Here is a 20412-nt window from a genome sequence, read left to right as displayed (position 1 = left end):
ATGAACAAGGCATCACCCTGGCGGGCGGGCCATCACCAGTTGTCGTCCCCACCGCCTGAGTCGCTGCTGCCACTGTCGTCCCAACCACTGCCAGAGCCGGCGTCAAAACTGCCTAAATCAGGGCGCGCAGGCGCATCGAAAGGCACGTAGCCGCCGTTGGCGTTGTTGTGGTCTGCGGCGGGCGCATTGCTGCTGTGGTGGTCACCTTCCAAGGCTTTGGACAAGGCATAGCCTGCGGCCACTCCGGCCAATCCACCGACCACGGCACCGGTCATGGTGGAACCGCCACTGGGCGCTTGGGGTGCATAACCTTGTGGACCGTAACCCGGCTGGTTGGGCGTGAATTGCGCGCCAAAGCCACGGGCAGGCTGAGGCTGCATGGCGGGCTGCATGGGGGCTTGCATCACGCCACCACTCGGCGGGTTGCTGGTCACAAAGCGGCGAGCCAGCCAGGCCACCACCACCACCAGGGCGATGGCAATCCAGATGTAGCTCAAGGATGAACTACCGCTGGTTGCTGGGGCTTGTGGCACCGGGGCGGCTTGCACCGAGGTGGTGGCCGGCGCACTGTGCGTGACAGCTGGCGTCGCAGCGGCGCTGACCTTGTCAAAGACCGAATTGAACTGGGCGTCACTGCCCGCAAACTTCAAAGTGGGGTCGATGGTTTTGGCTTGCTTGAGTTCAGTCAAGGCCTCTGGGTAGCGGGCTTCGCGCGCCAGCACTTGGCCCAGCTCGTAGTGGGCTTTGGCACTTTGGGGCTTTTCTTGGATCACCTCGCGCAGCATCGACTCGGCTTGCGCCATGTGGCCCTCACGAACGGCCGTTTCAATGTCTTTGGGGGTTGGCAGCGCCATGGCCAAGGCCGAGACTGTCAACAACAGCGCCATCAAAACGGGCTTTAAGAAGCTAGGAACATTCAACAACATGGATTGACCCTCTCAAAATCAACACAGCCCTAGGCTGCAGGAGGGTCAATTGTGGGGCTTGCACGTGAATTTCAAGTGAAGTCGCCCGACAACCTTTCACTTTCTAGGTCGAAGCGCTGTTCCCACGCCTCCACGTCGGGCAAGCCCAACACGTCGTTGTACTCGCGCGATGACAGCATGCTTGAGCTGTGACGATCCCGCATATTGATGGCTAGAAGGTGATAACTGAGGTGTCAAAACGCAATTCAGCGGTAAGCGTTGCCTTAGGAAGGAATGACCCGCTAAGTGTCATGCCGACGACTTTTCCAGTACCCGGGTTTGCGCCTGAAGTGCGCGACGGCAAATATGACAATTTCGTTTTCCTCCACCATGTAGACAATTGAGAAGGGAAACTTATTGGAAAAAACGCGACGCGTTCCATGCTTGTAGGGAGACCCGGCAAGTGGCATCGACAGCGCCAACGACACAGCGGCTTCAACGGATTGACGGAATCGGTTTCCGAGGCCACGCTCAATGGCTTCGTAATAGGTAACCCCGTCCAGGAACTCAAGACGAGCCTCGCTATGAAAGCGTGCGTTGATCACTGCGTGAGACGACGCGCTTCAGCAAACACATCGACTGCGGGCAAAAGCAAAGCCTCGCCGCGCTCGTACTCACCTATTCGTTTAAGAATCTCGGCATCCCAAGCAGCATCGACCTCTGGCGATGACAGTTCCTGTAGCGACTCTAGGAGCCCCTCAGCAAGTTGCGCCCGCTCTTGTGGTGAGAGCTGACGGGCACGTTCAGACAACTCGGCAAGCAAACTAGACATCCACGTTCTCCATGAAGCGATGGAGTAAGTTTAAACCTCCAATGAACCTTGGGCGTCTTTCGAGTGGTGCATCAGTGCCACTCGCTTTGGTGTCAATTTGGCGGGTGGGATCGCATCTTCAAAGCACTTTCGCAAGACCCCAGGACACCCCTCAGGTCTTGGGGTCGAAGCGCTGTTCCCACGCCTCCACGTCGGGCAAGCCCAACACGTCGTTGTACTCGCGCGAAGACAGCATGCGTGGGCGCACCTGGGCGGTGCTGCCGTCCAGCTGGAGGTGCCCCAAGGCTTCGCGCATGGCAAAACCCACGGCGTTGCGGATCATGCCGGGGTAAATCGCCACGCCAATGCCGTGGGTGTGCAACTGGTCTGAGGTCAACTCGGCCAGTGCGCCACCGGCGTCGATGTTGACCACACAGGGCACCGGCACCCCATCGGCGATGCGGCGGATGTCGGCCAGGATGCCCGCGTGGCCTTTGAGTTCCACAAACACGGCCCCAGCTCCTGCCTGCGCAAAGGCTTGGGCACGCCGGATGGCTTCGTCTAGCCCCATGGAGGCCGCGCTGTCGGTGCGGCCAATCACCATGAAGTCGGGGTCGTTGCGCGCCGCCACGGCCGCGGCAATTTTGGCCACCGCCTCGTCAAACGGCAGCACGGTGCGCGCGCCAGGCAACTGGGCGCAGCGCTTGGGTGAGCATTGGTCTTCGATGTGGATGGCGGCCACGCCTGCGGCCTCAAACTCGGCTACCGTGCGCTGCAAGGCCACGATGCCGCCATACCCGGTGTCAGCGTCACAAATCAGCGGCAAGTCCATGCAGGCCGCCACGTTGCGGGCATGGTTGGCCATCTGCGTCAAATCAATCAAGCCCACATCGGGGCGACCCAACAAACAGGCCGACACGCCGTTGCCGGTCATGTACGCAGCTTCGAACCCGGCTTGTGCGACCAGGCGTGCGCCGTAGCCGTCGTAGATGCCGGGTGCCACCAAAGCACGCTGTTGGACGGTGGTCAAGCGCTTCTGAAAAGCTTGGCGGATGCGGGTGACGCGGCCCGGGGCGCGAGAGGTGGTGGTCATGCGGTGACTTCCCAGTTGGGGTATTTTTTCAAGAACGGAATCAGCCCGCCCTCACGCAAGATGGCCAAGATGGCCTCGGGCAACGCCCTGAAACTGCGCGTGATGGGCGGCTGACTGGCGTCGGCTGGGGTCACCGTGAAGGTGTGGGCCTGCAAGTCCAAACGCGCTGAGGCGCCGTTGAGCAGCCCCGTGGTGTCGCACTCCAGCACCAAGAGCCCGTTGTTGATGGCGTTGCGGAAAAACTGGCGCCCGAACGACGGCGCCACGATGGCCGCCACGCCCATGCGGCGCAAGATGTGTACCGCTTGCTCCCGCGAGGAGTTGATGCCAAAGTGCGTGCCCGCCACGATGATGTCGCCCGACTTGAAGCGCTGCACAAAACTCGGATCGACGGCTTCAAAGGCGTGGGCCGCGATGTAGGCCTCGTCTTTACCGGGCAGGTATTTGCCCGAGCAGTTGAGGTCGGTGTTGACGTCGTCGCCCAGCACCCAGGCGGTGGCTTCCATCAAGTGTTCAGACATGGCTGGCCTCCCATTGACCGCCTTCCACCGTGCGCGGGTCGGTGATGCGCCCGGTCAGGGCAGACGCGGCCACCGTGGCCGCCGAGCCGAGCCAAATCTCGGCCTCGTGGTTGCCCAAGCGGCCTTGGAAATTGCGGTTGGCGGTGGAAATCACCACCTCACGGTCACCCGGAATCAAATGGTTGGTGATGCCCACACAGGTGCCGCAGCCTGCGGCTTCCACCGAGGCACCGGCTTCGGTCAAGGTCTCAATCAGGCCCTCCCGCAAAGCTGCCAAATAAATTTGCCGCGACGCGGGGGTGATGATCATGCGCACGCCCGAGGCCAAACGGCGGCCTTTCAAAATCGCGGCGGCTTGGCGCATGTCGTCCAAGCGGCCGTTGGTGCAGGTGCCAATCAGCGCAAAGTTGATCTTTTGGCCGATCACCTCCTGGGCGGCCACCACATCGTCCACCGCATGCTTGCGTGCGACTTGGGGCGCGAGTTGCGAGGCGTCGATGTTCAGCCGATCGGCATACACCGCGTCGGCATCGGCAAACACAGGCTGGGGTGGACGCGCACCGTGCGCCGCCAGCCAGGCGAAGGTTTTGTCATCGGCTTCGAGCAGCGCGGCCTTGGCGCCGAGTTCGGCGGCGTGGTTGGCCAGGGTCATGCGGTCGTCGATTTCCATGGCGCTCACGGCCGAGCCCACGTACTCGATGGCACGGTAGTTCAAGCCTTCCGCGCCAAAGCGACCCAGCATGTACAGCGTCAGGTCTTTGGCCCAGACACCGGGTTGCAAACGGCCGTTGAGGGTGACGCGCACCGACTCGGGCACACGCAGCCACACCTTGCCGGTGGCCATGACGGCGCTCACGTCGGTGCCTTCGATGCCGGTGCCAAAGGCGTTGAACGCGCCGTAGGTGACCGAATGGGTGTCGGTGCCCACCACCAAGTCACCACAGGTCAGGTGACCGCCTTCAGGCAGTACCTGGTGGCAAATGCCGTCGCCAATGTCGTACAGCTGGCTGCCGTGTTCTTTGGCAAAACGGCGCATGGCGCTGTGGCCTTGTGCCGCCTCTAGCGTGGGCGGGGGCGAGTAATGGTCGAGCACCCACGCGGTCTTGGAGGCAAAGGGCAGCTTGGCGTCCATCTTCTCGACCATGCGAATGGCGTTGGGGGCACGGGCGTCGTGCACCATCGCGTAATCCACCTGGGCCACGACGATGTCGCCCGCGTGCACCTCGGTTTGGCCCGAACGTCGTGCCAGTATTTTTTCAGCCATGGTGGCGCTCATGTCAATCTCCGCTGATGCCTGCATTGCGCACAATCGCGCCCCACTTGTCGCTTTCCACCCGCATGTAGCGTGCGGTGTCTTCGGGCGAGGTGGGTGTGGGGACCAATCCCAGTTTGCGCAGCTGCGCGGCCACATGGGGGTCATTCAAGGTGGTGGTGATGACCTCGTTCAAACGCTTCACCACCTCTGGGGGGGTGCGCAGCGGCGCGGTGAAGGCATACCAGTTGACAGCCTCAAAGCCGGGGTAGCCCAACTCGGCCATGGTGGGCACGTTGGGCAACACGTCCATGCGCTTGGCGCTGGTCACGGCCAGCGGGCGCAGCTTGCCGTTTTGGATGAACTGCATGGCATCGGTCGGGCTGGAAAAGATCGAGGGCAGCACCCCACCCAACAAATCGTTCATGGCGGGCGCGCCACCCCGGTAGGCCACATGCTGGTTGGTCAAATTGGCGGTGGCCTTGAACAACTCACCCGCCAAGTGCCCTGCACTGCCAATGCCCGAAGAGCCAAACGACACCCGCGAGCGCTCGGTCTTGCCCTGGCGCACATAGTCGTCCAGGGAACGGATGTCGCTGTTGGCGTTGACCACCAACACGTTGGGGAACACGATGGCCATGCTCAAGGCCTGCATGTCGGTGACCGGGTTGTAGCTGAGCTTGTTGATGTGTTGGTTCACCGCCAGCGAACCAATGGTGCCCAGCATGATGGTGTAACCGTCTGCGGGCGCTTTGACCAATTGCTCAGAGGCGATGTTGCCACCGGCGCCAGGCCGGTTTTCGATCACCACCGACTGCTTGAGCAACTCGCCCATGCGGGGTGCCATGATGCGCGCCACGGTGTCCGAGCTGCCGCCCGGGGCAAAGCCAATCAGCAACTTGACGGGCCGTGTGGGAAAGGGATCGGCAGCGTGTGCTGCAGACAGCCCTCCAAAAAAAACGGCACCCAAAAGTGCCGCTAAAAACTGTCGTGTGTTCATGTGTTCTCGCAAGTGGCTAATCAACCTTCGCACCCGAATCTTTGACGATGCGCGACCAGCGTTGCAAGTCGTCGCGCACGATGATAGCGAGTTGGTCTGCCGTGCCTTTGAATGGCTCGCAGCCCAGAGTCGCCAACTTGTCTTGAGTTTCCTTGGCATCCAGCGCTTTGGCCACCTCGCCTTGAATTTGCGCCAGGATGTGCTTGGGCGTGCCCGCCGGGGCAAACATGCCATACCAAGGCGTGGCACCAAAGCCCTTGACGGTCTCGCCAATCGTGGGCGCATCGGGCAGTGCCGCCAAGCGCTTTTCGTTGACCACCCCCAACACCTTGAGCTTGCCCGAGCGGATGAAAGCAATCGAAGACGGCATGCTTTGCACCGACAGCGGCACTTGCCCGCCCACCACATCGGTGGCCGCCATGGCCGCGCCTTTGTAGGGAATGTGTTGCAGCTGAATGCCGGTGGCTTTTTGCAGCATCTCCCCAATCAGGTGGTTCAAAGTGCCGTTGCCCGCTGAAGCGATCGCCAGCGGCTCGGGCTTGGACTTGGCCAGGGCAATCAGCTCGGCCATGGTGTTGGCAGGCAATGCCGGGTTGGCCACCAACACATAACCGGCCTTGGCCAAGGGGGCCACGGGGTCAAAGTCTTTCACCGGGTCAAAACCCGTGCGTTGGTAGAGAAACGGGTTGATGACCTGCGCGCTGTCGGCGTTGACCAGCAAGGTGTAGCCGTCGTTCTTGGCCTTGGCCACCGAGGCCGTGCCCACATTGCCACCCGCACCGGGACGGTTTTCCACCACCACGGGCTGGCCCCATTGCTCGCTGAGCTTTTGCGCCAACACGCGGGCAATGGCGTCGTTGGCGCCGCCCGCAGTTTGGGGCACCACCAGGGTCACGGTTTTGCTGGGGTACTTGTCTTGCGCTTGTGCGCCGCTGCACAGTGCCAGGCTCAGACAAGCCAACCACCAGCTGCGACGGTGCATCGACGTGGACATGGTGGCCTTGCCGCTCAGGTGGTCAGCGCTTGCTTGACGCGCGCTGGGGCCAGTGGGTAGCGGCGGATGCGCACGCCAGTGGCATCAAACACCGCATTGGCAATGGCCGCGGGGAAGCAAACGATGGCAGGTTCTCCGGCACCACCGATGGGCTTGTCGGGACGGTTGAGCAACACGATTTCCACCTGACCGGGGATGTCGTCCAAGTTGGCAATGCGGTAGCTGTTCCAGTCCACGCTGTTGACGCGCTGGGCGTCAAAGTGCACTTCTTCGTACAACGCACGGCTGATGCCCTGCATGATCTGCCCTTCCATCGCTGCGCGCACACCAATCGGGTTGACGATCAAGCCGCAATCGTTGGCAATCACCAAGCGTTTGACCCAGACACGCCCGGTGTCGCGGTGCACTTCCACTTCGCACGCCACGGCAGCGTAAGAACCATAGCCGGCATGCAAGGCCAGGCCACGACCGGTCATGACCTTGGCGTTCGACTTGCCACGCGGCTGGCTGCGCGGTGCCCAGCCCAGTTTGTCGGTGGCCGCTTTGACCACATCGGCTTCACGCGGGTCTTGCATGTGCTTCAAGCGAAATGCGACCGGGTCCATGCCCGTGGCATGCGCCACTTCGTCCATGAAGCATTCTTGGCCAAAGCGGGTTTGCATTTCTTGTGGCGCGCGCATGTGGGCGGTGCGCATGGGCGAGGCCTGCTCCATGTAAGGCGGAATGGTTTCCCACCAGTGCACATGGTTGTTGAACTTGTAGCTTTCTTCGGGCACGTTGAAGTTGTAGGCCGTCCACTTTTTGTGCCCGGTTTGCATGCCCACCAAGGTGTGTTCTGGGCTTTCGGCATTGAACTTGACGTCCCAGCCGTTGAAGCCCTTGACTTTGAACAACCAGCCGGTGACGTTGTTGGCGTCGTCCAGACCCGCTTTCAGGGTGACCACAGCGGCTGGCGCTTTGGGGCCCCAGGCCATGCCATCGGCCCGCGACCATTGCATGCGCACAGGACGGCCAAACTCTTTGGACAACAGCGCGGCCTCATAAGGCGCCTCATCGGCATCGCTGCGACCATACGAGCCAGCACCGTGCATCCACTTCACTTGCACATTGGCCTCAGGCAAGCCCAAGAACTTGGCAATGCCTTCGCGCAAAAAGTGTGGCTTTTGCACATCGGCCCACACTTGCACTTGGTCGCCTTTGACGTCGACCACACCGCAAGAAGGGGCGATGCGGGCGTGGGTTTGGAAGCTGCATTCGTACTCCGCCTCGATCACGCGCTTGGAAGTCGCCAAGGCAGCCAGGGTGGGCTTGGGGTCGTAGTCCTTCTTACCGCCAAAAATGGGAATCGCATTGGATGCGGTCACAGGCGCCGAGCGGATGTGCTCAAACACGTTGGCTTCTCCTGCACCCAAAGGCCCTTTGGCATCCGACCAAGTGACCTTGAGTTGGCGCGCCGCACGCACCGCGTTCCACTCGGTCTCGGCCAACACGGCCACAAAGCCACCCTTGACAAAGTGCTTGGCACCGGGGATGTTGGCAATCGAGGCAGCATCCACCGACACAGGGACGGCGCCCGCCACAGGGGGGCGCACGGGGCGGGCGTGCAACAAGTTGTCAGGACGGATGTGCGCCGTGTAGTGCTCTTTTGCGCCTACCTTCTCGGCAATGTCTTTGCGCTTGAAGCCTTGACCCACGACCTTGTACTGCGACACGTCTTTGGGCTTGGCCATGCCTTGGGCGTTCATGCCGTTGCCAATGGCGTTGTTCCATTTCAAAGAGGCGCCAAAGTCTTTGCCGCCAATCAGGTCGGCGTAGCTCACGCTTTGCGCGGCGTTGGCTTTGACAAACACACGGCCGTTCTCGGTGGCCAGTTCGCTGGCGGCCACACCCAAACGGGCCGAGGCGGCTTCGACCAGCAAACGACGGGCTTCAGCGGCGGCGTTGCGCAGCGGGTTGGAGCCCATGCGCAAACCGGTGCTGCCGCTGCCGCCGCCTTGGTTGGGCGTAAGTCTGGTGTCGCCCATCACCACGGTGACCGCGTCCATCGAGACATCGAGCTCTTCGGCCACGATCTGCGCGATGGCGGTGTCCAGGCCTTGGCCGCAATCCATCTTGCCAAAGTTGGCCGTCACATGGCCGTTGGTGGCAATGCGAATCCAGGTGTCGAGTGCCGTGGGTTGTGGGCCAATCACCACCGGGGCGGCGGCTTGCGCCAGGGCATCGCCCACAAAAACAGAGCCACTGGCACCCACAATCAGGGCGCCTTGGGTCTGCATGAATTCACGACGGGAAAGCTTGGGTGTGTTCATGGTGGCTCCTTCAGGCTTTGGCGTTGGGGGTCATGGTGTCGCTGGCGCGTTTGACCGCGCGCATGATGGCAATTTGGGTGCCGCAACGGCATTGCACATTGGCAAAGGCTTGCTTGATCTGTGCCTGGGTGGGCTTGGGTGTTTTCTCCAGCAAAGCCACGCTGTTCATGATCCAGCCGTTCGAGCAGTAGCCGCACTGGGCAGCTTGCTCATGCACAAAGGCTTCTTGTACGGGATGGAGTTGGCCGTTTTTCGACAAACCGTCCAAAGTGCGAATGGACTTGCCCACCGCCACACTGGTGGGCGTGACACACGACCGCGTGGGTTTGCCGTCCACCAACACCGTGCAGGTGCCGCACTGCGCCAAACCACAACCAAACTTGGGGCCTTTGAGTTTGAGCTTGTCGGTCAAGGCATACAACAGCGGTTCATCGGCCTCGGCTTGGACCGTGTGCGAGGCTCCGTCGACGTTGAGGGCGTAATTGGGCATGGCGTCTCCTGGAAGGAAAAAGGTTTCTACAAAAACTGTTCGCATGCTAATGACGATCGCGCGCCAACACCTCAGCGTTTTCCCTTTGGGTATGTACTTAGGTGACAGCCCTCAACCAGTCACCAACGTGTCAGCCTCATGGCGCACGGCCAGCCATGATGCGCGGCAAAACTTGGAGACGCCTCATGATTTGCTTGCAACCCGACTGCACCGACCTCGCCTGCCAAACCCCTTCGGAGAACGCGCAAAGCTTCTTCGGACGACGCCAGTTTTTACGCGACCTGATCGGCGGCGGCGTGGCGGTGGGCAGTTTGTCGTCGATCAGCGGCTGCGCCACTTTGTTGGCGCCCGCGCCCACGGCAGAGACCCTCATCTTCAACGCCCGCATCGCCACCCTCAACCCCAAACAAGCCACGGCCAGCGCCATCGCCGTTGCCGACGGCAAGATTTTGGCCATTGGCAGCGAAGACGAGGTGATGCGCCACAAGGGCCCCAACACCCGTGTCATCGACGCCCAAAAACGGACCATCGTGCCGGGCTTGAACGACGCCCACACCCACTTCATTCGCGGTGGCTTGACCTACTCGATGGAAGTGCGCTGGGACGGTTTGTCGTCGCTCAGCCATGGCTTAGAAATCTTACGCATCCAAGCGCAACGCACACCCTCCCCGCATTGGGTGCAGGTGATTGGCGGCTGGACCTGGGCGCAGTTTGCCGAAAAGCGTTTCCCCACGTTGGACGAAATCAACGCCGCCACGGGCGACACCCCCGCCATGATCATGCACTTGTACGACCGTGCGTGGATCAACCGCGCCGGCTTGCGCGTGCTGGGCTGGAACAAAGACACACCCAACCCCTTTGGCGGCCAGATCGAGCGCGACGGCGCGGGCAACCCCACCGGCTTGTTGGTGGCCACCATTGGCCTGCCTGCGCTGGTCAACACCTGGTTGAAGATTCCACGCCTGTCGCCCGATGACCAAATTTTGTCGACCCAGCATTTCATGCGCGAGAACAACCGCCTGGGTCTGACCAGCGTGATCGACGCCGGCGGCGGTGGCCAAAACTACCCCGACAACTACGCTGCCATTGCTCAGTTGGCGCGCGACAAAAAAATGACCATGCGCATTGGCTACGAGCTGTTTGCACAAGCCGGTGGCAAGGAAATTGACAACTACCAGGCCTGGAGCAAGATGGTTCAAGTGGGCGAAGGCGACGACTACTTCCGCATGCTCGGCGCGGGTGAGTACATCGTTTGGGCCGCAGGTGACGTGACCAACTTTGACAAAGCACCGCCCACCATTCCTGCCGTGATGGAGAGCCAACTCACGGCCGTGGGCAAATTCTTGGCGGGCCAACGTTGGCCGTTTCGCATGCACGCGAGCTTTGACGCCACCGCACAACGCATCTTGGGTGTGCTGGAACAAGTGCACCGCGAAGTGCCCCTCACCGGCTTGCGCTGGGGCTTGGACCACTGCGAAACGCTGTCTCCCCAAACCTTGGAGCGTGTGGCGGCCCTAGGCGGCAGCATCAACATCCAAAACCGCATGTCCTTGGATGGCGAGGCCTTTCTCAAACGCTACGGCCCGCAAGTCTCGGCCAATGCGCCGCCCATCCAGCGCATTCGTGAAATGGGCATTCCATTGGCCGCAGGCACCGACGGTAACCGCGCCACCAGCTACAACCCCTGGGTGGGCGTGCATTGGTTGATCACCGGTAAAACTCTGGGCGGAGCCAAGCTCCAAGGCGACCACAACCTGCTGGACCGCACCGAGGCCTTGCGCCTGTACACCACAGGCGGCGCCTGGATGTCGAACGAAGAAAACAAAAAGGGCACGCTCGAAGTGGGTAAGTTTGCCGACCTGGTGTTCTTGTCGGGGGACTACTTCAACATGCCAGTCGATGAGATCAAGAACCTCGAATCGGTGCTCACCATGGTGGGGGGCAACGTGGTGTACGGAGCCGGTGCTTATGAGACCTTGGCCCAAGCCGCACCGCCCATCAACCAAGATTGGTTGCCCATGAAAGACTATGGCCGCTATTACAAGCGTGCCGGCATGGAGGCACCCACGCCCAATCGCTCAGCCCAAGCGGGGCACCAGCACCCCTTGATCATTGGCGATGCAGGCTCATGGCGCATGGAGTGCCCTTGCGCGTTTTGAACGCGAGGGGTTTTACTCCAGATCAATGCGGCGATCGGCCACCACTTTTTTGAGGTTGCCGATGTCGCGCTCGACGCGCTGACGGAACTCCGCAGGGCTGCTGGCACGCGGCGAACCGCCAAAGTCAATCAACTTTTGGCGCACATCGTCTTGCGCCAGGACAGCCCGGATCTCTTTGTTCAAACGCTCCAACACAGCGGGCGGCGTGCCCACTGGGGCTGCGATGCCCAACCACGACTCAAACACCACCTGAGGCAAGGTGTCTGCCACCGTGGGCACGCCTGCCAAGGGGCTGCCGCCCACCGGTGAGGTCACTGCGATCGCGCGAACGCGTTGGTCTTTGAGCAGCGAAGCTGTGAGCGTCATGGTGTCGATCATCACATCGACACGCCCAGCCAACAGCTCGGTCATGGGTGCGGTACCGCCTTTGAAGGGGATGTGCGTGACCTGCACACCCGCTTCACTGAACGCCCATTCGGCCACCAAGTGCATGGCCGTGCCTACACCTGCGGAGGAGTAGGTGTATTTGTTAGGTTCAGCTTTGGCACGTTTGACGAAGTCGGCAAACGAGGTGATGGGCGAGCCCGGTATCACCGTCAGCGCCAGCGGGTAGGTGGTGACGGTGCTGACCCAGGCAAAGTCTTTCACCGGGTCAAACGGCAAACTCTTTTTCATGGCGGCACTGCTGGCGTGACCGCTGGGCAACAAGATGAGGGTGTAACCATCTGGCGCAGCGCGCACCAGCATGTCGGAGGCGATGTTGCCCCCGGCACCGGGCTTGTTGTCGACCACCACGTTTTGACCCAAGCGCTCGCCCAGCGGCTTGGCCACCAAACGCGCCACGATGTCTGAGCCACCCCCGGCAGAAAACCCCAACAACAAGCGGATGGGTTTGCTGGGATAGGCCGGGTCCGCTGCCAGCGCAGGGGCCGCCGCCATACCCGCCATACCCGCCGACACAAGAACCGAGGCAACACGCGCCAAAGCGCGGGGGATGGAGGTGGCACGAGACAAGGTGGTCATGGCGAAAGCGATCTGTGAATCACAGAACTTGCGTGGCTTGTTCGAACGTCAAACGTGGGTTGCGGCCGAACAATTTGGTGGTGTCCATGTAACCCAAGTTGATCAGGTAGTTGGCTTGCAAGCGTCCGTCAGGGAAAAACTCGGCATTGACTTTGGCCACATCGAAACCACTCATGGCACCGCAGTCCAAACCCAGCGCACGGGCTGCAATCATGAAGTAGGCGCTGCCCAAGGTGCCGTTGCGGGTGGCAGTGCCTGCGGCCAAACCAGCGTTGCCCGCAAACATTTCCTTGGCGTCGGGCTTGTTGGGGAACACCACAGGCATGTGCTCGAAGAACTGGGTGTCGTTGGCAACGATCACGGTGACGGGTGCCTGGCTGGTTTTGTCCACGTTGCCGGGCGACAAGGCGGGCAACAAACGGGCCTTGGCTTCGGGGGTGGTCAAGAACACGTAGCGTGTGGGCTGGGTGTTCATCGAGGTGGGGCCCATCTTGGCAATCTCGTACACCTCTTTGAGCAGGCTCAAAGGCACGGGTTTGTCAATGAACCCGTTGGCCGTGCGTGCGTTGGTGAACAGATGGTCGATGGCGTCTTTGGAAATGGTCATGAAAGCCTCAAGAAAAGAAAAATAGAAAAAATCAGGCAGCCACTGTGCTCACAAAATCCACTTGGTGGCGGGCGATACGCACCGTTCCCAGGGTTTGTTTCACGCGCAAGTGCGCCGGGTGAGATGCGTAGGCATCCAACGACTCTTGCGAGTCGAACTCAGTGTAGAGCACCACATCGCAAGCATAGTCGACATGGCTGTGGTCGATGCCCACTTCCAGCGCCAACAACCCCGGAATGTGCCCCTTCAGCGCTTCAAACTCAGACTTGATGAGTTGGCGGTTGGTGTGTTTGCGCTCGGGCGTGTCGCCCTCGACATTCCACATCACGATGTGTTTGATCACAGGCAGACCTTTCAATCCGCTGCCGGCGCAAAGCCAGCTTTCTGCGGCCACAGGTTGACAAACGCTTGCACCTCGGTGCGCGCGTACAAGCCAGCCTGGGTGAAGGGCTCTTGGGCCAACCAAGCGTGGGCCTGGTCGCGCGATGCAAAGTCAATCGCCAACAAACTGCCCAACATGGTGTGGCCGTCGTCGTGTGTGAGGGGGCCGGCAAATGCGATGCGGTCAGCCACTTGCGCCAAGTACGCCTTGTGCACAGGGCGCAGCTCGGTGCGCAAAGCGGCGCTGTCGGGCTTGTCGATCAAGAAGAACGTGAAGATCATGGGGCCTCGCCTTGTTGCTGGCTCACATCAAGCCGCCACGGGGTTCAAGACAAAGTCGTAATCGACCAGCCAGCTGCCATCGGGCTGCTGCGTCCAGTCCGTCACCAAGGATTGGCGCACACCAAACACGGCATCTGAATCAAGGTACTGGTCGTCGTTGCGAAACACATGGGTGGTCAAGGTCTCGTAGCCTTCGGCGATGATCATGAAATGCAAATGCGCAGGGCGCCAGGGATGACGCTTGGTGGCAATCAACATCTCGCCCACAGGGCCGTCGTGGGGGATCGGGTAGGACTCGGCCAAGATGGAACGGAAGTGGAATTCGCCATTCGGTCCCGACTTCAAAATACCCCGCGCTGAGGCATGTGCGTAGTCGGGCAGTTGCACGTCGTACAAGCCATTGGCATCGGCTTGCCACACCTCCATCGAGGCACCGGAGATGGTCTTGCCGTCCAAGCCGCGCACCGTGCCGCGTACCAAGCAGGGTTGGCCCACGGCACCGTTGCCCACGTCGTCGCCGTGTTCGTAATGCGGTGCATCTTCCACATGGAAAGGCCCGACCACCGTGGCTTCGGTGCAGCCCTCTGGCTTGTCGTTGTTCATGGCGACCGTCAGCATGGACAGACCCAAGGTGTCCGAGAGCAAGATGAACTCTTGGCGCTTGTCGTCGCACTTTTGGCCCACGCGGGTCAAGAAGTCGATGCCCTGCTCCCATTCTTTCTCGGTCAGGCGCACCTCACGCGCAAACGCATGCAGGTGCTGCACCAAGCTGTTGATGATTTCTTTCAGACGTGGGTCGGGGGTGTTGGCAAAGCGCGCGATCACGGCTTGGGTGATGGTGTCTTGGTTCAAATTACGCATGTCGTGTGTCCTAGGGTGATGACGTGTCGGCGACTTTAAGATTTGCAGCAGACGATTGAAAGACCCAAAATAGAAAATCATTGTTCCGGCCAGCGGAAAGATACATGGATCGCCTCAAAGAACTAGAACTGTTTGTCCGCGTGGTGGAAACCGGCAGCCTGAGCAAAGCCGCGCTGGCCTTGGACCTGTCCAATGCCGCCGCCAGCCGTCACCTCGCCTCGCTCGAAGCTCGCTTGGCCGTGCGCTTGGTCGAGCGCAACACCCGACGCCTGTACCCCACCGGCGAAGGTCAGGCTTTTTTCAGCCGAGCCCGCGCCATCCTCAACGACTTGGCCGATGCCGAGTCCGAGGTCAACTCGGCCACGCTCGACCCCAGCGGCACGCTGCGCATCAGCGCTTCTCTGTCGTTTGCCATGCAACTCATTGCGCCGCGCATTGGCGACTACACCCAGCGCTACCCCAAGGTCAAGGTGCACATTGAGGCGTCGAACCGTTATTTGGATTTGATCGACAACGGCATCGACGTGGCGGTGCGCACCCGTGAAATGGAGCCCGACAGCAACATCACCATCCGCCGCCTGGCCACCACGCGGCGCATTTTGGTGGCGTCGCCCAAATATTTGGCCCGCATGGGCACACCCCAGCACCCCAGCGATGTGTCAGCCCACCAACTGCTGGTGTACCTGCATGCCAACAACCCCAATGAATTGCGTTTCACCCAAGGTGACGCGGCGGTGGTGGTGCCGGCCTTGGGCCTGCTCGAGTCCAACGACGGGCAAATCTTGCGCGCTGCGGCGCTGGAGGGCATGGGCATCTTGGTGCAACCCACCTACATCGTGTTCGAAGACATCGTGGCGGGCCGCTTGGTCCCCATCTTGGACGACTGGGACTTGCCACGCCTGCACATCAACCTCGCCTACCCGAGCCGCAAACACCTGTCAGCCAAGGTGCGCAGCTTCATCGACTTCATGGTGGAAGAGTTTGAGCGCCACGGCTACGAGCGCAAGTGGACGGGGCAGCAGGGTTTTTGAAGCGCGGTGAATCCCAGGTCACTCCGGCTGAATGCCCGCCGCCTTGATCAAGGGTACCCATCGGTCCAGGTCGCGCCGCAGTACAGCCTTGGCCTCGTCGCCCACCAGCGCCAAGGGTTTGCCGCCGGCCTTTTCCAGACGCTCCATCACATCGGGCGCGGTGATGACTTTGCGCAGTTCGGTGCGCAAGCGGTTGAGCTCGGCGGCAGGCGTGCGCGCAGGCGCAAAGTAACCAAACCACGACTCCAGTTCCAACGGCGCCACACCGGTTTCGCGCAGGGTGGGCACCGTGGGGTGCATGGGAGAACGGGTGGCACCCGACACGGCCAAGGCCTTGAGGCTGCCCGCATCCACGTGCGTGCGTGCCGTGGGAGACAGGTCAAAAAACACATCCACACGCCCACCGATCAAATCGGTGTAAGCGGGCTGCGCGCCACGGTAGGGCACATGGGTGAACTGCACGCCCGCCAAATGCCACAAGGCGGCCGCCAAGATGTGCTGGCCTGAACCATTGCCCGCCGAGGCGTAGCTCACTTTGTTGGGGTTGGCTTTGGCATAAGCCACCAGTTCGGCCAGGTTGCCAAACGGCAAATCTTTGCGCGCCACCAAGGTGTAGCTGTACGACACAGCCAAGCCAATCGGCTCAAAGTCTTTCACCGGGTCGTAGCTCAGGTTTTTGTACAAGCCTGCATTCAGCACCAAGTTGGAGACCGAGCCCATCAACAAGGTGTAGCCATCGGCCGGCGCTTTGGCCGCCAGATCGGTGCCCACCAAGGTGCCAGAGCCCGTGCGGTTCTCCACCACCACGCCGGGTTTGAACACCTGGCCCAGTTTGTCGGCCAGCACGCGGGCCACAAAGTCAAATCCGCCCCCGGGCGGCTGCGGCACGATGACGCGGATGGCGCGGTTGGGGTAAGCGTCTTGGGCCAAGCCGCTCAAGGGCAAGGCCCCCGCCATCAGGGCGCCCAAGAGTTTCAGGTGGGTGCGGCGTGGGTAGGCCATGCTCAACGCTCCAGGGGCTTGCCGGCCAACCAATCGGCGCCACGGCGGTACAGGTCTTGCACGCCCTCGCCTTTGAGCATGGGCATGTCCATCTTCACGGTGTAGCCAATGCGGGTTTGGATGTAGGCCAGGTGACGGTAGCCTTCAGGGAAGTTGGCCAAGGCCGCTTGGTCGATGTGCAAGGTGGCCGCCGAGTCAACGGGGTCGACACGGTCTTTTTCATAAATGGGTTGACGGTGCACCAAGCCCCATTGGCCGTTGCGCTCTTCAAAAAAGTCGTAGAAGCGCCCGGTACACACCACATCGCACAACACACCTTCGATCAAGCCGCGCTGCGAAATGGTCATCTTGGTTTGCGCAATCGCACGCGTGCCCTGCACGTCGATGGACGAGCCGCCCAAAAAATGCAGAATGCTCACGCCCTTGTTCCAGCCTTCGATGGTGACACGGATGAACTCTTCAAACGGCCCCTGAAACCAGGTGGCCATCATCACGCCGTCGTCATGCCAAACGGTGCGGAAACGGTCCCACAGGCCCGCATCGCGCCAAACGGCCCAGTTTTCCACCAGTTGGCGAATTCGAAGTTGTTGTTCCATCTCGTGTGTCATGCCCGGTCCTTTAGATTGAATGGCGCAGACTCTAGAAGCAGTCCTGCCCAACGTCAACGCTTGGGTTGAAAATTAGTTTTGCGCAGACTGAAAAAGAAACATCGTCCAATGTAGTTTTGTATCCTTGGTTCACCTCAGATTGTTGGAGTCTTTCCCCATGCCTCGCTTGCAGACCGCTGTGTTTCACCCTGTGTCCATCGTTCGCCGCACCTTGCTGGTCTTGGCTGGCAGCCTGTGCCTGAGCGGTGCTGCACTGGCCGACACATTTCCCAGCAAAGCCATCACCATCGTCGTGCCCTTTCCGGCTGGCGGCCCCACCGATGCCAACGCCCGCCTGATTGGCAAAGAGCTGTCTCAGGTGCTGGGCCAACCCGTGGTGATTGACAACCGCGCCGGTGCCGGTGGCACCGTGGGTTCGACCTTTGTGGCGCGCGCCCCTGCCGATGGCTACACCTTGCTGTGGGGCGGCACCAGCAGCTTGGTGGTGGCACCAGCGCTGTACCCCAACCTCAACTACGATCCGGTCAAATCATTCCAGCCCATTGGCATGGTGGTGCGCGGACCGATGATGCTGGCGGGTCGTGCAGGCTTGCCCGCCAAAACCATGGCCGAGTTGCTGGCCTATGCCAAAACCAACCGCTTGAGCTACGCCACGGCAGGCACGGGCTCGATTGGCCATTTGGCCGGTGAACTGTTTCAAGAAATGACGGGGGCATCCCTGGTGCACATTCCCTACCGAGGTGGTGCGCCAGCTCTCAACGATTTGCTCGGCGGTCAAGTCGATTTGATTTTTGAAACCGCGCAGTTCATGACGCCACAGATCAAGGCCGGCAAGGTCAACACCTATGCGGTGGCAGGCGCCAAGCGTTACCCGGGATTGCCAGACATCCCCACCATGGGAGAGTTGGTGGGCAAAGCCTCTTGGGAAGCCTATTCATGGTTTGGTTTGGTGGCACCCGCCAACACACCGGCGGCGGTGACGGCGGTGCTGGAGAAAGCCTTGCTCAAAGTGGTAACCGAGCCCAACACACGGGCACAAATCGTGGCGGGTGGATTAGAGCCGGTCAACTCCAGTGCTGAGTTTTTGGGTCAAGCCATTGAGCAAGACCTCACCAAGTGGCGCACCATCGTGACCCGTCGCAACATCAAACCCGAGTGAGATCGACATGCGCATACTGATTGCAGGGGCCGGCATTGGGGGCCTGATGGCCGCTTTGGCGTTGGCCCAAAAAGGCTTTGAGGTCGCGGTGTACGAGCAAGCGGCCGTTCTGGGCGAAGTGGGTGCGGGGGTGCAAATGAGCGCCAATGGCTCGCGTCTGTTTGATGAACTCGGGCTTGGCGATGAACTCAGCGCCGTGGCCTGCCACCCCACGGGCAAAGAAATACGCCTGTGGAGCTCTGGACAGACCTGGAAATTGTTTGACCTGGGTGCCGAGTCGATTGAGCGCTACGGCCACCCCTACTTGATGCTGCACCGCGCCGACATGCACCGCGTGTTGGTCGATGCCTTGAACCAACTGCGTCCCGGCTGCGTGCACCTGAACCACAAAGTCAAAGACATCCGGCAAGAAGGGCCAACAGTCTCCTTGCACTTTGAGCACGGTGCGTCTGCCGTGGGCGACGTGCTGATCGGCGCCGACGGCGTGCACTCGGTGGTGCGCCGTTGTTTGTTTGGTGCTGACCAGCCCGTGTTCACCGGCTGCATGGCGTGGCGTGGCCTGATTCCGGCCGAACAACTGTCGGCGCATTTGCAACGCCCGATCGGCATCAACTGGGTGGGCCCAGGGCGCCATGTGGTGCACTACCCGGTGCGCCGAGGCGAGCTGGTCAACTTTGTAGGGATTGTCGAGCGCGACGACTGGCAGCAAGAATCTTGGAACGAACGCGGCAGCAAGGCCGAATGTGCCCAAGACTTTGCGGGTTGGCACAGCGATGTGCAAGAAATGATTGCCCACATCGAAACCCCCTACAAATGGGCGTTGATGGGGCGCCCCCCCCTACCCACGTGGCAGCAAGGGCGCATCAGCTTGCTGGGCGACGCCTGCCACCCCACCCTGCCATTTTTGGCCCAAGGCGCCATGATGGCCCTTGAAGACGCGATCGTCTTGGCCCGCTGCTTGGAACGCTTCGCCGACCAGCCCGAAACCGCCCTGTCCCGCTACGAGGCGGTGCGTTTGGAGCGCACCTCCAAAATCGTGGTAGGTTCAACCGAGAATGCCAAACGTTTTCACAACCCATTGCTCAGCGATGCACAAGGCGCACAAAGCTACGTCAGCAGCGAATGGACGACGGAAAAAATCAATGCCCGCTACACCTGGCTGTTTGAATACAACGCAGCCACCGTCAGCCTTGAGGCAGCTTGAAGTTTTTAACCCACGACAACAGGAGACACAGATGCAAACTTTCACTTGGAAACGAATTGCCGCAGCCGCAGCGGCCCTGAGCTTGACCGCCTGCGCCAACCTCAGCATGCACGACAAAAGCTGGACCACCTTGTTCGATGGCCACAGCAACCTCAACGGCTACACCGTGGTGGGCGACGGCAACTGGCGCATCCAAGACGGTTTGCTGCAAGCTGACCTGATTCAAAAGGTCGGGCCCAGCTATCTGGTGACCAAAGAAAGCTTTGCCGACCAAGAAATCTATGCCGAGTTCTGGGTCGACTCACAGACCAACAGCGGCATCTTCATCCGCTGCCAGGACGCGAAAAAAATTGGCGCCGACAGCTGCTACGAAATCAACATCTGGGACACCCGGCCTGACCCCTCGTATGGCACGGGTGCGATTGTGGACGTGGCCAAGGTCTCACCCATGCCCAAGGCGGGTGGTCAGTGGAACAAGTTGGAAATCACCGCCAAAGGCAACCGCTTGATCGTCAAGCTCAACGGCGTGGTCACGGCCGACGCCACCGACAGCAAGTTGGCCAAAGGCCATCTGGCGCTGCAGTACGGCAGCGGCATTGTGAAATTCAGCAAGGTGCTGATTCGACCCATTTAACAGCCGCGACAAGAGCAACGGCCCTTTCGGGCCGTTTGCATTTGGGACTGACAGCGGGCACCACACAGGGCGCTTCAAACGCCGCG

Annotated in this window: 22 protein-coding genes; 5 read left to right on the top strand and 17 right to left on the bottom strand. The window is 60.8% G+C overall.

Features of this window, described 5'->3' with window-relative positions; translation table 11 throughout:
* Positions 1 to 32 precede the first annotated feature (32 nt).
* From ACKWJN_RS04170 to ACKWJN_RS04125, 10 genes are all read right to left on the bottom strand, one after another.
* The gene (locus ACKWJN_RS04170; protein WP_408594802.1) at positions 33 to 926 is read right to left on the bottom strand and encodes a tetratricopeptide repeat protein; all 894 of its coding nucleotides are present in this window, start codon (positions 924 to 926) and stop codon (positions 33 to 35) included.
* 281 nt (positions 927 to 1207) lie between these two features.
* Positions 1208 to 1510 (bottom strand): type II toxin-antitoxin system RelE/ParE family toxin, encoded by a 303-nt coding sequence (locus ACKWJN_RS04165; protein WP_408594800.1) that lies wholly within the window; start codon positions 1508 to 1510, stop codon positions 1208 to 1210.
* The gene (locus tag ACKWJN_RS04160) at positions 1507 to 1737 is read right to left on the bottom strand and encodes an addiction module protein (protein ID WP_100146834.1); all 231 of its coding nucleotides are present in this window, start codon (positions 1735 to 1737) and stop codon (positions 1507 to 1509) included. The genes ACKWJN_RS04165 and ACKWJN_RS04160 overlap by 4 nt, the downstream gene beginning before the upstream one ends.
* 151 nt (positions 1738 to 1888) lie before the next feature.
* Positions 1889 to 2809 carry an oxaloacetate decarboxylase gene (locus tag ACKWJN_RS04155; protein ID WP_408594797.1) on the bottom strand — a complete coding sequence of 307 codons (921 nt, stop codon included), beginning with the start codon at positions 2807 to 2809 and terminating at the stop codon, positions 1889 to 1891.
* Positions 2806 to 3330 carry a 3-isopropylmalate dehydratase gene (locus tag ACKWJN_RS04150; protein WP_408594795.1) on the bottom strand — a complete coding sequence of 175 codons (525 nt, stop codon included), beginning with the start codon at positions 3328 to 3330 and terminating at the stop codon, positions 2806 to 2808. The genes ACKWJN_RS04155 and ACKWJN_RS04150 overlap by 4 nt, the downstream gene beginning before the upstream one ends.
* The gene (locus tag ACKWJN_RS04145) at positions 3323 to 4606 is read right to left on the bottom strand and encodes a 3-isopropylmalate dehydratase large subunit (RefSeq protein WP_408594794.1); all 1284 of its coding nucleotides are present in this window, start codon (positions 4604 to 4606) and stop codon (positions 3323 to 3325) included. Before ACKWJN_RS04145 ends, ACKWJN_RS04150 begins: the two co-directional genes overlap by 8 nt.
* A gap of 1 nt (position 4607) precedes the next feature.
* Positions 4608 to 5582 carry a Bug family tripartite tricarboxylate transporter substrate binding protein gene (locus tag ACKWJN_RS04140; protein WP_408594792.1) on the bottom strand — a complete coding sequence of 325 codons (975 nt, stop codon included), beginning with the start codon at positions 5580 to 5582 and terminating at the stop codon, positions 4608 to 4610.
* Between the two features lie 16 nt (positions 5583 to 5598).
* Entirely contained in the window at positions 5599 to 6564 is a 966-nt protein-coding gene (locus tag ACKWJN_RS04135; protein ID WP_408594919.1) for a Bug family tripartite tricarboxylate transporter substrate binding protein, read from the bottom strand.
* Positions 6565 to 6590: 26 nt separating this feature from the next.
* The gene (locus ACKWJN_RS04130; protein WP_408594790.1) at positions 6591 to 8885 is read right to left on the bottom strand and encodes a molybdopterin cofactor-binding domain-containing protein; all 2295 of its coding nucleotides are present in this window, start codon (positions 8883 to 8885) and stop codon (positions 6591 to 6593) included.
* Positions 8886 to 8895: 10 nt separating this feature from the next.
* Positions 8896 to 9375: a (2Fe-2S)-binding protein gene (locus ACKWJN_RS04125; RefSeq protein WP_408594789.1), complete on the bottom strand. Its 480-nt coding sequence runs from the start codon at positions 9373 to 9375 to the stop codon at positions 8896 to 8898.
* Positions 9376 to 9560: 185 nt separating this feature from the next.
* Between ACKWJN_RS04125 and ACKWJN_RS04120 the strand changes: the two genes are divergently transcribed.
* On the top strand, positions 9561 to 11534 hold the full coding sequence (locus ACKWJN_RS04120; RefSeq protein WP_408594787.1) for an amidohydrolase: 1974 nt from the start codon (positions 9561 to 9563) through the stop codon (positions 11532 to 11534).
* A gap of 12 nt (positions 11535 to 11546) precedes the next feature.
* Here the strand turns inward: ACKWJN_RS04120 and ACKWJN_RS04115 are convergent, their stop codons facing one another.
* Genes ACKWJN_RS04115 through ACKWJN_RS04095 form a run of 5 tightly spaced genes read right to left on the bottom strand, consistent with a single transcriptional unit; the run spans position 11547 to position 14688 of the window.
* Positions 11547 to 12557, bottom strand: coding sequence for a tripartite tricarboxylate transporter substrate binding protein (locus tag ACKWJN_RS04115; RefSeq protein WP_408594785.1), 1011 nt, complete (start codon positions 12555 to 12557; stop codon positions 11547 to 11549).
* A gap of 19 nt (positions 12558 to 12576) precedes the next feature.
* Positions 12577 to 13164 (bottom strand): malonic semialdehyde reductase, encoded by a 588-nt coding sequence (locus tag ACKWJN_RS04110; protein ID WP_408594783.1) that lies wholly within the window; start codon positions 13162 to 13164, stop codon positions 12577 to 12579.
* Positions 13165 to 13195: 31 nt separating this feature from the next.
* Positions 13196 to 13507, bottom strand: a complete 312-nt coding sequence (locus ACKWJN_RS04105) for a Dabb family protein (protein ID WP_408594782.1) — start codon at positions 13505 to 13507, stop codon at positions 13196 to 13198.
* Positions 13508 to 13518: 11 nt separating this feature from the next.
* Entirely contained in the window at positions 13519 to 13827 is a 309-nt protein-coding gene (locus ACKWJN_RS04100; protein WP_408594780.1) for a YciI family protein, read from the bottom strand.
* 27 nt (positions 13828 to 13854) lie between these two features.
* Positions 13855 to 14688, bottom strand: a complete 834-nt coding sequence (locus tag ACKWJN_RS04095) for an intradiol ring-cleavage dioxygenase (RefSeq protein ID WP_408594778.1) — start codon at positions 14686 to 14688, stop codon at positions 13855 to 13857.
* 104 nt (positions 14689 to 14792) lie between these two features.
* Here ACKWJN_RS04095 and ACKWJN_RS04090 point away from each other — a divergent pair, with 104 nt between their 5' ends.
* On the top strand, positions 14793 to 15719 hold the full coding sequence (locus ACKWJN_RS04090; protein WP_408594776.1) for a LysR family transcriptional regulator: 927 nt from the start codon (positions 14793 to 14795) through the stop codon (positions 15717 to 15719).
* Positions 15720 to 15737: 18 nt separating this feature from the next.
* Here ACKWJN_RS04090 and ACKWJN_RS04085 read toward each other — a convergent pair whose 3' ends face one another.
* On the bottom strand, positions 15738 to 16721 hold the full coding sequence (locus ACKWJN_RS04085; RefSeq protein WP_408594774.1) for a Bug family tripartite tricarboxylate transporter substrate binding protein: 984 nt from the start codon (positions 16719 to 16721) through the stop codon (positions 15738 to 15740).
* Positions 16722 to 16723: 2 nt separating this feature from the next.
* Entirely contained in the window at positions 16724 to 17329 is a 606-nt protein-coding gene (locus ACKWJN_RS04080) for a nuclear transport factor 2 family protein (protein WP_408594772.1), read from the bottom strand.
* Between the two features lie 157 nt (positions 17330 to 17486).
* On the opposite strand from ACKWJN_RS04080, the gene ACKWJN_RS04075 reads away from it, so the two are divergent.
* The 3 genes from ACKWJN_RS04075 to ACKWJN_RS04065 are packed head-to-tail and all read left to right on the top strand — an operon-like array spanning position 17487 to position 20326.
* Positions 17487 to 18488 (top strand): Bug family tripartite tricarboxylate transporter substrate binding protein, encoded by a 1002-nt coding sequence (locus ACKWJN_RS04075; RefSeq protein ID WP_408594770.1) that lies wholly within the window; start codon positions 17487 to 17489, stop codon positions 18486 to 18488.
* A 7-nt stretch (positions 18489 to 18495) separates the two neighbouring features.
* Complete coding sequence (locus ACKWJN_RS04070; RefSeq protein ID WP_408594768.1) at positions 18496 to 19692, top strand: FAD-dependent monooxygenase; 1197 nt, start codon at positions 18496 to 18498, stop codon at positions 19690 to 19692.
* A gap of 31 nt (positions 19693 to 19723) precedes the next feature.
* Positions 19724 to 20326, top strand: coding sequence for a DUF1080 domain-containing protein (locus tag ACKWJN_RS04065; protein ID WP_408594766.1), 603 nt, complete (start codon positions 19724 to 19726; stop codon positions 20324 to 20326).
* Positions 20327 to 20412: the final 86 nt, after the last annotated feature.

It is taken from the genome of Limnohabitans sp. (assembly GCF_046052825.1).
Lineage (GTDB): Bacteria > Pseudomonadota > Gammaproteobacteria > Burkholderiales > Burkholderiaceae_C > Limnohabitans.
The sequence above is the reverse complement of the archived record's forward strand: the minus strand, read 5'-3'. Positions and strand labels throughout refer to the sequence as shown.